Genomic DNA, 16,143 nt, shown 5'->3' with positions numbered 1-16,143 from the left:
GCATGAGCGGCTCGCTGACCTTCATCGAACCGACCGAGGAGCATGCCGAACTGCTGCTCGGCTGGCGCACCCGACCCGACATCGCCGGCCAGATGCTGAGCACCGTCGCCTACGACGTGGAACGGCAGAAGGCGTGGCTGCGGCGCAGCAAGGAACGCGACGATTATGTCCACCGCCTCCTCTGCGTCGACGGCGTGCCGGCCGGCCATGTCTCCATCACCATCACCGAGCCGGAGTGGAAGATCGCCACCTTCGGCGTGCTGATGGGCGAGCGGGCGGGGCGGATGGGCGCCGCCCCGCTGAACTTCGCCTACATGCTGAACCACGTCTTCTTCACGCTGGGGCTGCGCAAGGTGGTCAACCACATCCTGGGCACCAACAGCCCCCGGCTGCTGAAGGGCCAGCCGATGATCGGCTACCGCCCGGTCGGCGTGCTGAAGCGCCAGGTGGTCAAGGACGGGCAGGAGATCGACCTGCACATCTTCGAGATGCTGGCCGAGGACTGGCTGGCGGTGCGCGAGCGCTTCCGCATCTACCAGGACATGGACGGGCGGGAGTGGCGGTAGGAGGGACAGGGCCGATCCTGAGCCCACCGCCCCGCTCCTCACCCCCGCAACACCCCCAGCGGCGTCCCCTGGAACCCCGGAAAACCACGCGCCGCCGACGGGCCGATCAATTCCGACAGCACCGTCCGGTAATCGGTGGTGACCGCCAGATCGACGCCACGGTCCAGCTGGTGGCTGGCCAGCCCCGGCCATTGGCCCAGCATGCGCCCCCCCGCCACCCGGCCGCCCAGCACCAGCATGGCGCCGCCATGGCCATGGTCGGTGCCCTGGCTGCGGTTGCCGCGCAGGCGCCGGCCGAACTCGCTCATCACCACCACCGTCAGGTCGCGCTCATAGCGCCGGGTGTCGGCATGGAAGGCGGCGACGGCGCGCGACAGCTGGCCAACGGCGGTGGCAAGGCGACCCTGCTGGTTCTCATGAGTGTCCCAGCCGCCGACATCGACGCAGGCCACCCGCAGGCCGATGTCCATCTTCAGCACGCGCGCCACCGTTTGCAGGGCGCGCCCGGCCTCGGTCTCCTCATAGACGGCCCCGCCCTCCGCGTCATAGGCGGCGACCTTGCCGTCGGTGCCGCGCGGCAGCCGGCCGTCGACCGTGGACAGCCCGTCGAGCGCCGCCCGCGCCGCCCGCTCATAGGCGCCGTCACCCTGCCGGGACAGCGCCGCCAGCACCGCCGCCGCCTGCGGCCCGCCGGGAGGAGCCAGCCCGCCGCGCAGGTCGGGCACGGCGAGCGCCCCACCCATCCCGGCCAGGGCGGCGACCGGAGCGGCGGCGGTCCCGATGGCCGGAACCAGCCCCGCCGCCTCATGCACCCCGTCCCCAAGCCAGCGGGCGACCCAGCCGGTGCCGGTACGGGCGAGTTCCTCCTCGCGGGCGATGCCGCGTTCCATCAGATCCTGGGCGACGAAATGACTGCGGGTGCCGTCGGTCAGCCCAACCGCGTGGATGATGGCGAGCTGGCGGGCGGCATAGAGCTCCGCCAGTGGAGCGGCGTCCGGATGCAGGCGGAAATCGAGGGCCGGCGCCAGCGTCTGCTCCAGCCGGATGCCCACCCTCGGCCCCTCGGCCATCACCCGCAGGTCGGGGGTGCGGGCGGCGCGATAGTCGGGGTCGTCGGCCGGCGCCACCAGCGCCAGCATGTCCGCCCCGCCACGCAGGAACACCACCACCAGCGTCCCGGCCGGGGCTTCGGCGGAAACACCGGCAGCGGAGGGATCGGCGGCGAAGGCGAGGCTGCGGACACCGGGCAGCCCGGTCAACCCGCAACCGGCCAGGCCGAGTCCGGCCGCCAGCCCGCCCCGCATCACACCGCGACGTGAGATCGTCATGGCTCAGCTCTCCCTCAACGCTGGTTGAAGCGTGGCGCCATCGCCACAAAGGCGGCGACCCGCCGCAGCCGGTCGTCGCCGGCCTTGCTGCCGGGAGCCAGCATGGCATCGGCCGCCAGCCCCATGCCGGCCAGGATGGCGGCGGTGGTCGCCGGTTCCGGCTCGCGGCCGTGCAGAATCCGTTGCCAGCGGTCCACCGCCGCCACCGCCGGCAGCGGGGCCGGGAATTGGGAAGCGAGATCCATCGCCCCGGTCTCCCAGCGATTCTCCGCCAGCCCGAGCAACAGGGACCAGCGCCGGCGCATGGCGGCGGCCCCCAGCCACGCCTCCATCCGGTCGGGATGGCCGGTCGGGGCGGGCCAGCCGAACAGCCGCTGGCCGCTGCCGTCCAACTCGCCCAGCAGCGGGTTGGTCGGGACAAGGTCGATGCCGGCACCGCGGGCGAAGGAGGCGACCAACTCCAGCGGGCGCTTCACCTTGGCGTCGCGAATCCGCATGAAGTCGGGGGAAAGCGCGATGGCGCGGACGACGCGGGCGATCTGGTCCGGCTTGCTGCGGTTCTCCGTCCACACCCGCGCCGCCAGGGCGACCAGCCCGGCCGGCGGGTCGTCGGCCACCAGCCGGCGGCACAGCGCGGTGCAGAGGTTGCGGGCGGTCGCCGGATGGTCGGCGACGAGGTCGAGCACACGGTGCCCGTCGGCCATCGGCGGCTGGAAAGGATCGAACTCCCGCCCAAGCACCCGCTTCTGGTAGCCGTCATGCCAGCCCTCGACATAGGTGAAGCGGCCGGTCACCGGCAGCTTGGCGTCGCCACCCAGCCCGGCGCCGTCCTCCAGCGTCCAGCCGGTGAAGGCGCGGGCCGCCTCGTAGACATCCTGGTCGATGTAGCCGTCGGGGGCGCCGCGGAGCGCCCCCGGCACGTCGCGCCAGCGGTTGTAGAGCGCGTTCAGATAGGCGTCGCGCCCCAGCCCGTGCAGCTCGAACAGCTCGCGGGCGTAATTCTCGTTGGCGGCGCCGGCGCGGGACGACCGGTTGTTCAGATAGACCTGCATGGCGCTGCTGGTCGCCACCGCCTCCAGGAAGGCGCGGAAATTGCCCAGCGCATGGCGGCGGATCACGGCGCGGTCATAGACCGGCAGGGCGGCGGCCACCGCCGGCTCGCCAGCCGCGTTGACGTTGAAATGATTGTGCCAGAAATCGACCAGCACCTCGCGCAGCTGCCAGCGGCTGTGGACGGCGCGGATCAGGGTGGCGGCGGCCACCTCCATCCGCGGTCTCTGCCGCTCCGGCCCGGCGACCGCCGGACGGTTGGAGGCCAGCGGCCACAGCGCCTCGATCGGTTGGCCCAGGCAGGCCAGCGGCCGGTCCTCGTCCACCGCGCCCCAGCCATCTCCGGCCGGATAGCGGATGCGCAGCTTCGCTTCGGCGAGACGGCGCCCGACCTCGGGGTCGTCACGCTCGTCAGAGGAAGGATCGGGGGGGGAAAGCTGGCGATCGAGCCAGCGGGCCAGCCAATCGGATCGGCCGGTGTCGCCGGTGTCGGCTTCGAAGTCCGCGGGCCGCGGACCGAAGGCGAGCCGGTTGAGGACGATGACGGCAGAGGGTACGGCAAGGGAAACGGAAGACGGATTCGGGACGGTGCCGCCCATGGTGGATCAACCTCCGACGACCAAGCCCCCCACGCGATAGTGACAGACCGTCAGCCCCCCGGACAGTGACAAAAAATGGAATCGGCGGCGGAGGAGACCACGGCGTCAGCCCATCATTCCCCGCCACACCGCATGGAACTGCTGGATACGCTCCTCGTTGAGGCCGAGCAGGGCGGGGCGCTCCGTCTGGCGGCACCCCCGGAAGGCCAGCTCCGACGCCTCCTGATCCTCGCGCAGCAGGGCGATGTTGAGGTCCCGCGCCCCCTCCTCGATCAGGCGGCGGGCGGCGGGACCACCCTTGCCGGAGTCGCCCGCCGGGTCGGCCAGGAACAGCCGGAGAGTCAGCGCGCAGCGCTCAGGCCCCAGCGGATCATAGGTCTGGACACTCATCACAGCACCACGGGTGAAGCCGATCTCCAGGTTGGGGAAGATGTGCAGATGATCGTACTCGCGCAGGACCGGGCTGGAATGGAAGCCCAGCCGTTCCGACACGCCGTCCCACCAGCGGGCACTCTTGTCCGATACCGAGGTGACGCCGCGGGAATGGGCGCCGTCATAGTCACAGAGCCAGTCGCCCTTCACCAGCTTGCGGAAGGTGGTGGGGTGGGTGAGGTCGGCATGATAGACCTCCAGCACGCTCTCCACCCCCATCTTCCAGTTGGCCGCCCACTCCATCGATCGCTCGTCGAAGGAACGGACGAAGATCTCCGAGGCATGACGCAGCACGTCGCCATACACGCCGAGCCAGTCGGCCAAATCCGGCCCCTCCGCCGCCACCCGCAGGAAGACGAAGCGCCCGCACAGCCCGACCGCCACCGGCGTCAGGGCGCGGCCGCAGCGACCGGCCTGGTCGAGGCCGAAATTCGCCTCGTTGCCGGGGATGCCATAGGGGACGCCGTCGCGATCGAAGGTCCAGCCATGATAGCCGCAGCGCAGCATGCCATTGCCGCGCGGCGCCCGGTGGATCATGGCGAAGCGATGGGTGCAGACATTGCGGAAGCCCCGCAGCTCGCCGTCGAAATTCTGCACCAGCACGTCGAGCCCGCCGATGCGCCGGGTCAGATAGTCGTTGGGCCGGGCAAGATCGTCGGTGAAGCCGGCGAAGACCCAGGCGTGCCGGAAGATCCGCTCCTGCTCCGCCCGGAAAATCTCCGGATCGTGATAGCCGGCGGGGAGAATGCCGGGGACGGCTTTCGCCGGAACGAAGGGCGGGATCTTTTCCATGGGGACGAAGGGTAGCCCGCGCCCCACCGCCCGGTCCAGGGTACAGCGGGTCGCAGGCGTCCCCGATCACGGCCGGAACAGCGTCGCCTCGATCCCGCGCAGCCCCGTCGCGTCGCAGATGTAATAGGCGACCATGGCGCGGCCGTCCGGCAGCACCGCCGCCCACGGATAGCCCAGGTCCGGCGCCGGCCCGTCGTCGCGCAGCACCAGTTCCGTCCCCTCGTCCGGCTGCTGGCGGCGCGGGTCGTAGAGACGGGCGCGGATGCCGTAGGGCGCATGGCGGTAACCGCCGGCCAGCAACAGCCGGCCGTCCGGCAGCGGACAGGCGTCATAGGGGTGGCCGACCACCGCATGGCGCCGCCACGGCTCCCAGCTGTGGCCGAGATCGGTGGAACGCGAGGTCGCCAGATGGTCATCCAGCCCGGTGGTGCGGTGGAAGGCGTGCAGCACCCCGTCGGCGTCCAGATGCAGAGCCGTCTCGCAGAAGCCGGCTTTGGCCTCGGGATCGATGGCGATGACCGCCCGATGCCCCCAGCTCTCCCCCCGGTCGGTGGAGGCGAAGAGATGGCTGGCGTAGGTGCCGGTGGAGGGATGGTGGGTGTAGCCGGTTTGCAGGATCGTGCCGTCCGCCGCCTCCACCGCGCGGCCGCGCACCGCCCCGCCATGGAAGGGCCGCCGGCCCGGCACGATGTCGGGATGGCCGGGCAGGGGAGGGAGGTCGCGGTGCGGGGTCCAGCTCCGCCCGCCATCGTCGCTGTGCCGGCTATAGCCGCCCCAGAAGATGTAGAGGTCGCCGGTCCTCTGCGGACTGCCGGCCAGCCCGATCCCCAGCGCGCGCAGGTCCTCCCCCTGCGAGGACGGCACCGGATACCAGCGGAAGCCGGCCAGCAGGATACGGCCGTCGCGCAGGGTCAGCAGGCTGGCGTCCTGGTCGGCCGCCTGCGGATCGGGAGACAGTGCCAGCTCCTCCCCCAGCGGGTCCGCGTCGGGGCCGAGTCGCAGCAGAACGGTCTGGGAGCGGGAATCGAGATGATCGACATGGTTGAAGCCGGTTTTCCCCGCCCGGTACTCCGGCCCACGCAGCCAACGATGGTCGCGGGCGCGCCGGAAGGCGAGCAGCACGGAACCGTCCCCCACCGGGGCGAGCGACGGAAAGGACGCATAGAAACGCGGATCACGATACAGCACGCGATGTTCGACACCGGTCATGGCCATCGGGTTTCCCTGCCTCTTTCGAAAAACAGCAGCAAGCCAGCTCAGGCCAGTCCGATCCAGAGGAGGAACGCCCGGTTCACCGCGAGCATGCTGTCATCCCCCAACCGTCCGAACGCCTCGCCGATCTTGTCGCGGGCGATCGTCTGGACCTTGTCGACCATCACCTGCGAGCGTTTGCGCAGGCCGTTGCCTGGCGTCGGGTCGACCGACAGGCGGAACAACGGCGCCTCCACCAGCTCGCCCGTGATCGGCAGGATGGTGACGCTGGGATGCCCGTCGAACAGATCGGACTGGATGACCAGCGCCGGACGCGGTTTCCCGGAATCGCCTTGCATGGCGACCGTCACCAGATCGCCGCGCCTCACTCCCAGCCCTCCCTATCGCGGACCGCGTCCAGCCAGTCCAGCGTCTCCTGTTCCCGCAAGGTGTCCCGGACCAGCCGCGACTGGCGCCGGCATTCGGTGGCGAAGCCGGGCCGGCGGGTGTCCGGCACCCAGATCTGCAAGGGACGCAGCCCGGCGGCACGCAGGTTGTCGCGGTGGCGCTGGACCCGGAAGGAAAGCGGTGTGGACATGGCCGGATACTCCATCTGTTACATGTAACATTGACCCTTCATCGACGTGATGCAAGCCCGCCCACCCTATCAGAGGCCCCGCGACACCGAGCCTCAGCGGCGGAGCGATGCGGAGAAGCGGATACGCCTTGAAAGACCGCTGCCCTTATGGAGAGTCTTCGTCACGAACGATTCTCCTTTCGCGCGGTGCCTCATCCCATGGCGTCCTCCGTCGTCCCCACCTCCGCTCCCGCCCCCGTCGGCAGCTTTCTGGACAATGTGCGGACGCGCATCCCCTCGCCGCTGGCCTACTGGCGCAAAGCGAAGGCAGACCCGCGCTACGCCATCTACGACATCCTGCCCATCGTCACCGACCCGGTCCTGCGCGACCGGCTGGCGGCGCTGATCGCGGCGCGGCGGCCGCGCACGCCGGGCTTCTACCCGTCGCTGGAGGCGCGGGACTGGTGCCGGACGCTGAAGAGGGACGGCATCACCCCGCTGCTGCCACCGATCGCCCCGGCCGTCGTCGCGGATCTGCACAGCTATTTCGGGAATACCCCCTGCCACGATCCCTTCCGCCCGCATCTGGGCTGGTTCCGGCCCGACAGCCCGCCCAGCCCGGAGTCCAACATGGGCTATCACGGCATCGACCAGATCCTGCGGGCCCCCCATGTGCTGGATCTGTTCAACGACCCGCAGGTGCTGGAGACAGCGGAGCTGTATCTCGGCTGCAAACCGATTCTCGACAACATCGGCTGCTGGTGGTCCTGGGGCGGGGAGAGCTTCGGCGGACGCGACGCCGCCAAGGGCACCCAGCGCCACCACCGCGACCTCGACAGCCTGCGCGGCTTCAAGATCTTCTTCTACCTGACCGACGTGGACGATGACGGCGGCCCGCACATCTTCGTCAAGGGCAGCCACCGCAGCCGCCGGCTCTCCACCGGCCGCGCCCTGACCGACGCGCAGGTGGAGGCCGCCTTCGGCACCAGCGGCACCGTGACGATGACCGGTCCGGCCGGCAGCCGCTTTATGGGCGACACCTACGGCATCCACAAGGGTGCCTTGCCGCGGCGCGGCCGGCGCCTGCTGCTGTCGGGGCAGTACAACATCAACCGCACCCCCCACGGCCCGACCGTCCCGCTGCTCGACCGCCACTCGACCGCCATGCTGGATGGGCTCGACCCCTTCGTGAACCAGATCTACGTGGCGCCGTGAAAGAACCGGTCCCCCGATCCCCGACAAAAGACCTGCACCTCATTGACTTAGCCAACTTGACCAACCGCAACCCGGTCCCTAGATTCCATCGGAAAAGACGGAGGTGCCAGGATGCGGCAGGTCACCATCCACGCGGCCAAGACCAACCTGTCCAGGCTGATCGAGGCGGCACTGCGCGGTGAAGAAGTCGTCATCGCCAAGGGAAGCAGGCCGGTCGTGCGGCTGGTCCCGGTTTCCCGCGGAGCCTTCACCATCGGCCTGCTGAAGGACAAGCTCGGCAGCGGACCAGACTTCTTCGAGCCGATGAGCGATAAAGAGCTGGACGGCTGGGAAGGCGGAGCCTGAGGAGAGCATGACGGCGGTCCTGCTCGATACCCATGCCTGGGCCTGGAGCCTGTCCGGCGACTCCCGCCTGTCTAAACCGGCCATCGCCGCCATCGCCGGGGCCGACATGGTGCTGGTCAGCCCGATCACCTTCTTCGAAATCGCCCAAAAGGTCCGGCTCGGCAAATGGCCGGAGATGGAGCCCTTCGTGGGGCGGCTGGATGCGCTGCTGGCCGAACAGGGCGGTGTGGCCGCCGGCTTCGATCCGGCGGTCTGCCTGCTCGCCGGCATGATGAACTGGTCCCATCATGACCCTTTTGACCGTCTGTTGGCGGCCACGGCGATGCATTACAAGCTGCCGCTGGTCTCCGCCGACGCGGTCTTCGACGGCATCGTCACGCGGCTGTGGTGACCGCCCCCATCGCAGAGCAGGCCCCCCAATGTCCGGACACCGCCCCGACCGCCTCCACTGCCCCTGGACCGTGCTGGACAGCCGCGAGCTGCTCGACGCCGTTCCCTTCCTGAAGGTGCGGGTGGAGACGGTGGAACTGCCGGACGGACGGCGGATCGACGACTATTACCAGCTCGACCAGCCCTCCTTCGCCTGCATCTTCGCCGAGACGGCGGACGGGCGGATCGTCACCTACCGCCAGTACCGCCACGGCCCGCGCAGGGTCGGGCTGGTCTTCCCCGGCGGCCATCTGTCGCCCGGCGAGGACCCGCTGGCCGCCGCGAGGCGCGAACTGCTGGAGGAGACGGGGATGGAGGCGGAGCGCTGGACCGACCTCGGCGCCTACATCGTCAACGCCAACCAGGGCGGGGCCTGGTCGCACATGTTCCACGCCACCGGCTGCCGCCGCGTCGCCGATCCGATCGCCGACGATCTGGAGGAGACCGAGATCCTGTTCCTGACGCGGACGGAGCTGCTGGACGCCATCGGCCGCGGCGAGATGCATCTGCTGACCCAGATCGCGCTGGTCAGCATGGTGTGGCAGACCGACATCGCCGGCGTGCTGTCCCGCCCGCAACCGTCCCACACGGCCCCCTGAGGAAGAACCGATGATCCGCCTCGCCATCCCGATGCTGCTGATGATCGCCGTCAGCCTGCCCGCCGCCGCCGAGCCGATGAAGGGCCGCTACGAGCTACGCTGCCAGGACCCGCAGACCCGGCAATGGAAGGTCGCCGGCCAGCTGACCGACCCGGAGATCATCGATCGACCGCCCACGGATGGAAAGGCCGGCGGCCGCGTGGTGCGCGGCACCGGGCCCGATGGCAAGGCGGCGACCCTGCCCATGCCCTCCGACCGCACCTGCATGCTCAGCGCGCGCTGAGGGAGGAGGCGCCCTGCCGAAGGGGAGCGCGCCCGTCAAACTGTAACATCCCCGCTGTAGCTTCCCGGACGCTCGCCAAGAACAAGGGCGTGCCGGACGGGCCTCCATGCCCTGATGGCACCGCTCATGCCAGCAGTTTGCCCTGATGAGGGTTCGGGAGACACCAGCCATGACCAACCTGCCTGTTCAGCTGCCTGAAACGTCGCGCCGTTCGGTGCTCCGCGCCCTCGCCGGGCTGCCGCTGCTGCCGGTCGCCGGCATCGGCGCCGGGGAACTGCTGTTCGCCTCGGGCGCCGAGGCCGCAGCCGCCAAGGGCGCGCCGGTCGCCGTCGAGTTCGTCGGCATGGCCGCTCCCACCGCCGCGGCCGCCCAGGCCAAGACCACGGTCGAATCCAGCATGGTCGTGACCTGGGCCGACGGCTCCAAGCAGAGCTTCGCGCTGGGCTACCAGCCGCTGTTCATCACCGGCGACATGGTTCCGGACGGCAAGGGCGGCACGATCATGGCCGGCGGCTATGTCGACATCAACGGCAAGCCGATCCTCGACGGCTCGCTGGCGACCCCGACGCAGTTCTTCTCCGACTGCCCGGACGGCTGCAACATGCTGGCCCCGATCACCGGCGCCAAGGTGGCGGGCGTGACCGGCAACACCCTGTTCGCCGTCGTCCAGTTCGAATACACCACCCGCGATTCCAAGGACGCCTCGATGTACGGCAAGCTGCCGTCGCCGATCGCCGTCCTGACGCTGGACCAGAACAAGGAGACCGGCGCGCTCAAGCTGGTGCAGTACCACAATGTCGACACCAGCGGCGTGCATGGCCTGTGGATCACCTGCGGCGCCAGCCTGTCGCCCTGGAACACCCACCTGTCGAGCGAGGAGTACGAGCCGGACGCGACCGCGCCCGACGACCAGTTCCGCGCCTACAGCAAGAACCTGTTCGGCGACGAGACCAAGGCCAACCCGTACCACTACGGCCATCTGCCGGAAGTGACGGTGAACCTCGACGGCACCGGCAGCATCAAGAAGCACTACTGCATGGGCCGCATCTCGCACGAGCTGGTGCAGGTGATGCCGGACGAGCGCACGGTGCTGATGGGTGACGACGCCACCAACGGCGGCCTGTTCATGTTCATCGCCGACAAGGCCAAGGACCTATCCGCCGGCACCCTCTACTCCGCCAAGATGGAGCAGGAACCGGGCAAGGACATCGACAAGGGCGGCGCCTTCGCGCTCAAGTGGATCAAGCTGGGCCACGCCACCAGCGACGAGATCAAGCAGCTGGCCGACACGCTGAAGGCCGCCGACATCGTCGAGGTGAAGAAGGAGGACCCGAAGGATCCGTCCTTCACCGCCATCGGCTTCAGCGGCAAGACCCAATGGGTCAAGTTCAAGCCGGGCATGGAAAAGGCCGCCGCCTTCCTGGAGACCCACCGCTACGCCCCGACCGTCGGCGCCACGCTCGCCCTGACCAAGCTGGAAGGCGTCACCGTCAACGCCAAGGACAAGACCGCCTACATGGCGGTGTCCTACATGTACAAGTCGATGAGCGACGGCAAGAGCGGCATCAAGGTCGACACCATCAACGCCGGCGCCGTCTATCAGCTGCCGATGACGGGCGGCCAGACCGATCTGGCCGGTGCAGCCATCGACAGCGACTGGGTGCCGGTGCATTTCAGCGCCGTCCCGGCCCTGGTCGGCCGCGACCTCGCCACCCCGGACGCCATCGGCAACACCGCCGACGCCGACCTGATCGCCAACCCCGACAACCTGAAATTCTCCGAGAAGCTGCGCACGCTACTGATCGGCGAGGACAGCGGCGCCCACGTCAACAACTTCCTGTGGGCCTACAACGTCGATACCAAGCAGCTGTCCCGCATCCTGTCCTGCCCGGCGGGGGCCGAATCGACCGGCCTGCAGGCGGTCGACGACGTCAACGGCTTCTCCTACATCATGAGCAACTTCCAGCACCCCGGCGACTGGGAGAAGGGCCTGCACGACAAGGTCAAGGACAGCCTCGCCGGCCTGATCAACGACGCCTACCGCAACCGCCGCAGCGGCGGCGTCGGCTACATCCACGGGCTGCCGCAGCCTGTATAATTGGGCCGGTGTGATGGGGCCTGATCGGCCCTTGCCGAGACGATGAAGAACGCGGCCGGTTTCCCGGCCGCGTTTTTTCATGCCCGATCAAACCCTCGATCGAAAGAAGTAATACTACCGCCAAATCGCAGAATATAATTTTCTTTGGAAGAGGTAATCACCAATCGACCTGAGACCAATCGGCGATCTTAACGCCTCGTTAACTGGCAAAATGGCTCAATAAACCCATCAGAACAGGCGGCAGCCGCCACCAGAAATACAGGGATTTTCGCCATGTCAAAGATCGATTGCGCCGTCACCGTCTTCGTCTCTGCTTCCATACACCTGAAAATGATCGATGAATTCATCGCGATCGCCCAGTCGAAACTGAACGGTGTCACCTGCGATTTCACCCGCGACAGCCTGACCGACCTGCTCGCCGGCCTGACCGAACAGCGCGAGACCTACCGCGCCGTGCTTGGCACCCCTGAGGTCGCTGACCAGCCCGTCACGGTGCTCGCCGCCTGATCCGATCGCCGCTTCCCCTTCCGCGAAAGACCGCCATCATGACCGCGCCCATCGCCGCCCCCATCGCCAAGGACGTCCTCGCCTCCGCGACCCTGCATCTGGAGGTGCTGGAGGAGTTCATAGCCGTCGTGCGCCGCCGGCTGGCCGCCACCGACGACGCCTTCGCCCGCGACAGCCTGGCCGACCTGCTGCTCAGCCTGACCGAGCAGCGCGACGGCTATCAGGCCTTCCTGCCGCTGGCCGCCGCCGAACCGGTGTGAAGTCTCAGAACGCCTTCAGCTTCTTCCAGGCGAACACCACCATGCGGGCCAGGAGCCAGCCATGGCTGAAGCGGGAGATCTGGGTTTCGCCATAGCTGCGGTCGGCATAGCGCACCGGCACCTCGACGATCTTCAGGTTCTGCTTGGCGGCGCCGAAGATCAGGTCGAAATCGCCGAAGGGATCGAAGTCGCCGAAGTAATGACGGTTGGCGACGATGGTCTCGTAATCCCGGCGCCACAGCACCTTGGTGCCGCACAGCGTGTCGGTGAAGCGCTGGTTCAGCAGGAAGGAGAAGATGCGCGCGAAGGCCCGGTTGGCCAGGAAGTTCAGGAAGCGCATCGCCTCCGGCGCCATCGGATAGACCAGCCGGGTGCCGTTGACGAACTCGCCGCGCCCCGACACCATGGCCTGATAGAATTTCCCCATGGTTTCCGGCGGCACCGTCAGGTCGGCGTCGAGGATGATCAGGATGTCGCCGCGCGCCACGGCGAATCCGGCGCGTACCGCGTCGCCCTTGCCCTTGCCGGGCTGCTTCATGACCTTGATGTCCCAGTCGGGATAGGCGTCGCGGACGCGCAGGCATTCATCAAAGGTGTTGTCCTGGCTGTTGCCCTCGACATAGATCACCTCGATGTCGGGAGCGAAGCGGGGCAGGCGGCGGATGGCGTTCTCAATGTTGCCGCGCTCATTGCGGCAGGGGATCAGCACGGTGACCGAGGCCGGCTTGCCGTCGACCATGACCTCCTGCGCGGCGGGTTGCGGCCGGGCGACGACATAGTTGCGCAGGCACAGCCGGCGGATGCCCGGCAAGGGTGCGATGTAGCGGTTGACCAGCGTGCCCAGCCCGAAGAGCCGCTTCGGGATCAGCTGGCGCCATTCGCGGCGCACCGGCTCCCAGCCGGCCAGATCCAGCAGATTGACGATGTCGCTGGTGGACAGCCAGTTCTGCTGCCCCTGCGGCATGCGCATCCCCAGCTTTTCCGCCGCCCACAGGATCGGCTCCCAGACGCGGGAGTGATAGCTGACGATGATGCGGGTCTTAGGATTGGCGACCCGGCGCAGCAGGCGCAGCGTCTCCTCGATGTCGTCGAGGAAGCCGATGGTGCCCGACAGCAGGATGTGGCTGAACGGCCCCTCCACCGCGTCGATGGTCGCCGGATCCTCGGCGTCGGCGGCGATCAGCTCCAGATGCGGATGGCGCGCCTTCGCCACCTCGATCGTCGCCGGGCTGAGGTCGATGCCGACGCCGCGCGCCGGCTTGAGCGCCGCCAGCGTGTCGCCGACACCGCAACCGATCTCCAGCACCGTCGCCTCTTCCGGGATCAGGAAACGCAGATAGGCGCGGTCGGCGTCATGGAAGGCGCGGTTGCGGTCGGCCCAGCCCTCGCGCAGCGGAGCCATGGCGTCGAACAGGGCGCGGATCCGCTGCTGGCGGGGGGAAAGGGCACGCGTTTCGGCGGACGTCTCGGAAAGCGTCGGAGTGGGCAGGTCTGTCATCGGGAAAAATCCGTGGGAAAGGCGTCGGGTCCGCCGGAGGAGCCGGCATCGGGCGCCGCCGCCGTCTCATTGCGCAGCAGCAGCCAGAACAGGCCGCCGGGCAGCGACAGGACAGCGATCGACAGCCCGACCAGCAGCGAGACCAGAAGAGCCGCGTCGGCATCGAAGCCAAGCAGCGCGAAGCCGGCGACCATCGCCCCCTCGCGCACCCCCCAGCCGCCGAGCGAGACGGGCAGTGCCGCGGCGACGATGGCGGCCGGCACGATGGCGAGCCCGTCCAGCCAGCCGAGCGGCAGGCCGACCGAGCGGGCGAAGAGAATGGTTGCGGTGATGGTGGCGAGATGGACGCCGATACCATGGCCCAGCGCCGCCCAGGCGGCTGGGGTGCCGGCCATGGCACGCAACTGCGCCACCGCCCCCCAGGCGGTACGCACCAGCGCCCCGTCGCGCAGCCGCTTCGGAATCGGCAGCCGGTCGCGGGGGAGACGGCCGGCCAGCAGCAGAAGCCCCATGGCGACGGCCAGGACCAGCCCGCCGACCAGCACGGTGGCGGCGACGGCGGGCGGCGCCACCGCGGCCAGATGCGGCAGCCCGACCAGCCCGATCAGCACCACGCCCAGGAGCGCCATCAGCCGGTCGACCAGCAGCGCCAGCATCACCGGCCCGGCGGGGTGGCCGAGCCGCCAGGTGAACCAGCCGCGCAGCAGGTCGGCCCCGACCGATCCCGGCAGGATCTGACCGAGAAAGCTGCTGGCCATCTGCAAGCGGAAGGCGGTCCAGCGGGTCAGGGAAAAGCCGGCGGCCCGGCCGACCGACCGCCACCGCTGCGAGGCGAAGGGCAGGGTCAGCGCCTTCGCGGCGAAGCCGGCGGCGAACAGCCAGGGGTCGGCAGCCGACAGGCGCGCGCCAATGCCCGCCCAGTCGGCCCCGGCGGCGAGTGCGCCCAGGACCGCCACCGTCACCGCGAGCTTGACCAGCAGCGGCCACCGCCGGCCGGCCGGCTTGTCCGGACCCTTCCCCAACGGGCCGCGTCCCAACGGATCGGGATCGGCCGATTGAGTGAAGGGGGTGTCGAGAAGAGCCTGAGCCATCATCCCCGCATGGAAATCCGGGTGCCGCGGGACAGCGGCGCCGAACGGGCCGTTGTAACGGCTGACGCCCGCCTTGTCACCCAATCAGGCAAGGCGGACCAGGGGAATCGCATACGGAAAAGCCTTGCCATTCCTATCGGATTTGATTCTACCCGGCGGACCGATTTGGGCGTTGGGGGAACGAGATGGAAGGGTTCAAAGCGTGCTTTGGAGCGCTGGACGATCCACGACGGGGCAATGCTCGTCAACACGACCTTCATGAAATGCTGATGATCGCTCTCTGCACGTTCCTGTGCGGTGGGCGAACCTGCATCGACATGGCGGAGTTCGCTGACGAACGTCAGGAGTTTCTGGGCGAATTCCTCACCTTAAAGGGCGGTCCGCCATCGCACGATACCTTCAGCCGGCTGTTTCGTCTCCTTGATCCCAAGCAGTTTCAGGCCTGTTTCCGCACCTTCATGGACCGCTTTGCCGAGACCTGCCAGGGCGTCATCGCCATCGACGGCAAGGCGCTGCGGCGCTCCTTCGATACGGCGAGTGCTAAGTCGCCCCTGCACATGGTCAGCGCCTGGGGGTGCGAGCAGCGTCTGGTGCTCGCTCAGATCGCCACCGACGCCAAGTCCAACGAAATCACCGCCGTGCCCACGTTGTTGGAGATGCTGGCGCTCAAAGGGACCATCGTGACCGTCGACGCGCTCAACTGCCAGCGCGACATCGCCCAGAAAATCATCGATCGGAAGGGCGACTACGCCTTGGCGCTCAAAGGCAATCAGGGCACGCTCCATGCTGACGTGAGCCTGTTTCTCGACGATCCCGAGACCACGACCACCACCAGCCACACCACCGTTGATGGCGATCATGGCCGCATTGAGACCCGTACCAGCGTCGTCTCCACCGACATTACCTGGCTCCAGGCCATTCACCAATGGCCTGGGCTGGCGGCCATCGGCAAGGTGGTCCGTACCCGCGAAACCCCGGCCAAGACGACGACGGAGACCGCCTACTACCTGTTCAGCACGCCGCTCTCCGCCGAACGCTGCGGTGAGGTCGTCCGCGCCCATTGGGGCGTGGAGAACAGCCTGCATTGGCGCCTCGACGTCACCATGAACGAGGATCAAGCCCGTAACCGCAAGGACAACGGCCCCGAAAACCTCGCCGTCCTCCGGCACCTCGCCATCAACCTCGTCTCAAAGGATGCTTCCAAGGGGTCTACCCGCGTCAAGCTGCTGCGAGCCGCCTGGAATTCCGCCTTCCTCCGAAAACTGCTCGCCCAAATCTGATAT

At 68.5% G+C, this 16,143-nt stretch carries 18 protein-coding genes; 10 read left to right on the top strand and 8 right to left on the bottom strand.

Translation table 11 applies throughout. The features are described 5' to 3' along the window. The first annotated feature begins 2 nt into the window (after positions 1-2). Positions 3-566, top strand: coding sequence for a GNAT family N-acetyltransferase (locus AZL_RS32405; protein ID WP_012978579.1), 564 nt, complete (start codon positions 3-5; stop codon positions 564-566). Between the two features lie 38 nt (positions 567-604). On the opposite strand, the gene AZL_RS32400 is transcribed toward AZL_RS32405, so the two are convergent. From AZL_RS32400 to AZL_RS32375, 6 genes are all read right to left on the bottom strand, one after another. Next, positions 605-1,894: a DUF1501 domain-containing protein gene (locus AZL_RS32400; protein WP_012978578.1), complete on the bottom strand. Its 1,290-nt coding sequence runs from the start codon at positions 1,892-1,894 to the stop codon at positions 605-607. Between the two features lie 14 nt (positions 1,895-1,908). Continuing rightward, complete coding sequence (locus AZL_RS32395; RefSeq protein ID WP_012978577.1) at positions 1,909-3,543, bottom strand: DUF1800 domain-containing protein; 1,635 nt, start codon at positions 3,541-3,543, stop codon at positions 1,909-1,911. Between the two features lie 105 nt (positions 3,544-3,648). Further along, positions 3,649-4,767, bottom strand: a complete 1,119-nt coding sequence (locus AZL_RS32390) for an aromatic ring-hydroxylating oxygenase subunit alpha (RefSeq protein WP_012978576.1) — start codon at positions 4,765-4,767, stop codon at positions 3,649-3,651. A 66-nt stretch (positions 4,768-4,833) separates the two neighbouring features. Continuing rightward, the gene (locus AZL_RS32385) at positions 4,834-5,976 is read right to left on the bottom strand and encodes a sialidase family protein (RefSeq protein ID WP_247894593.1); all 1,143 of its coding nucleotides are present in this window, start codon (positions 5,974-5,976) and stop codon (positions 4,834-4,836) included. A 47-nt stretch (positions 5,977-6,023) separates the two neighbouring features. Then, entirely contained in the window at positions 6,024-6,347 is a 324-nt protein-coding gene (locus tag AZL_RS32380; RefSeq protein ID WP_012978574.1) for a type II toxin-antitoxin system PemK/MazF family toxin, read from the bottom strand. Beyond that, positions 6,344-6,556, bottom strand: a complete 213-nt coding sequence (locus AZL_RS32375; RefSeq protein WP_042446943.1) for an antitoxin MazE family protein — start codon at positions 6,554-6,556, stop codon at positions 6,344-6,346. Before AZL_RS32375 ends, AZL_RS32380 begins: the two co-directional genes overlap by 4 nt. Positions 6,557-6,754: 198 nt before the next feature. Here AZL_RS32375 and AZL_RS32370 point away from each other — a divergent pair, with 198 nt between their 5' ends. From AZL_RS32370 to AZL_RS32335, 8 genes are all read left to right on the top strand, one after another. Beyond that, positions 6,755-7,750 carry a hypothetical protein gene (locus AZL_RS32370; protein ID WP_042446941.1) on the top strand — a complete coding sequence of 332 codons (996 nt, stop codon included), beginning with the start codon at positions 6,755-6,757 and terminating at the stop codon, positions 7,748-7,750. A 111-nt stretch (positions 7,751-7,861) separates the two neighbouring features. Next, positions 7,862-8,095, top strand: a complete 234-nt coding sequence (locus AZL_RS32365) for a type II toxin-antitoxin system Phd/YefM family antitoxin (RefSeq protein WP_012978571.1) — start codon at positions 7,862-7,864, stop codon at positions 8,093-8,095. Positions 8,096-8,102: 7 nt separating this feature from the next. After that, positions 8,103-8,486: a type II toxin-antitoxin system VapC family toxin gene (locus AZL_RS32360; protein WP_012978570.1), complete on the top strand. Its 384-nt coding sequence runs from the start codon at positions 8,103-8,105 to the stop codon at positions 8,484-8,486. A gap of 28 nt (positions 8,487-8,514) precedes the next feature. Further along, positions 8,515-9,123 (top strand): NUDIX hydrolase, encoded by a 609-nt coding sequence (locus tag AZL_RS32355; protein WP_012978569.1) that lies wholly within the window; start codon positions 8,515-8,517, stop codon positions 9,121-9,123. Between the two features lie 10 nt (positions 9,124-9,133). After that, on the top strand, positions 9,134-9,406 hold the full coding sequence (locus AZL_RS32350; RefSeq protein ID WP_012978568.1) for a hypothetical protein: 273 nt from the start codon (positions 9,134-9,136) through the stop codon (positions 9,404-9,406). A 169-nt stretch (positions 9,407-9,575) separates the two neighbouring features. Continuing rightward, positions 9,576-11,504 (top strand): PhoX family protein, encoded by a 1,929-nt coding sequence (locus tag AZL_RS32345; protein ID WP_148219819.1) that lies wholly within the window; start codon positions 9,576-9,578, stop codon positions 11,502-11,504. A 273-nt stretch (positions 11,505-11,777) separates the two neighbouring features. After that, a complete protein-coding gene (locus tag AZL_RS32340) occupies positions 11,778-12,011 on the top strand; it encodes a hypothetical protein (protein WP_042446938.1) in 234 nt (77 codons plus the stop codon). Between the two features lie 38 nt (positions 12,012-12,049). Then, the gene (locus AZL_RS32335) at positions 12,050-12,271 is read left to right on the top strand and encodes a hypothetical protein (protein ID WP_012978566.1); all 222 of its coding nucleotides are present in this window, start codon (positions 12,050-12,052) and stop codon (positions 12,269-12,271) included. Between the two features lie 4 nt (positions 12,272-12,275). On the opposite strand, the gene AZL_RS32330 is transcribed toward AZL_RS32335, so the two are convergent. Together AZL_RS32330 and AZL_RS32325 are read right to left on the bottom strand one after the other, a co-directional pair. Next, on the bottom strand, positions 12,276-13,769 hold the full coding sequence (locus AZL_RS32330; RefSeq protein WP_012978565.1) for a bifunctional class I SAM-dependent methyltransferase/glycosyltransferase family 2 protein: 1,494 nt from the start codon (positions 13,767-13,769) through the stop codon (positions 12,276-12,278). Beyond that, the gene (locus AZL_RS32325; RefSeq protein WP_012978564.1) at positions 13,766-14,863 is read right to left on the bottom strand and encodes a lysylphosphatidylglycerol synthase transmembrane domain-containing protein; all 1,098 of its coding nucleotides are present in this window, start codon (positions 14,861-14,863) and stop codon (positions 13,766-13,768) included. The genes AZL_RS32330 and AZL_RS32325 overlap by 4 nt, the downstream gene beginning before the upstream one ends. Before the next feature lie 182 nt (positions 14,864-15,045). Here AZL_RS32325 and AZL_RS32320 point away from each other — a divergent pair, with 182 nt between their 5' ends. Next, positions 15,046-16,140 (top strand): ISAs1-like element ISAzs12 family transposase, encoded by a 1,095-nt coding sequence (locus AZL_RS32320; RefSeq protein WP_012974334.1) that lies wholly within the window; start codon positions 15,046-15,048, stop codon positions 16,138-16,140. The last annotated feature ends 3 nt before the right edge of the window (positions 16,141-16,143 follow it).

This window comes from Azospirillum sp. B510 (assembly GCF_000010725.1).
In the GTDB taxonomy this organism is placed as follows: domain Bacteria; phylum Pseudomonadota; class Alphaproteobacteria; order Azospirillales; family Azospirillaceae; genus Azospirillum; species Azospirillum lipoferum_B.
This window is presented reverse-complemented; position numbering and strand designations above follow the sequence as displayed.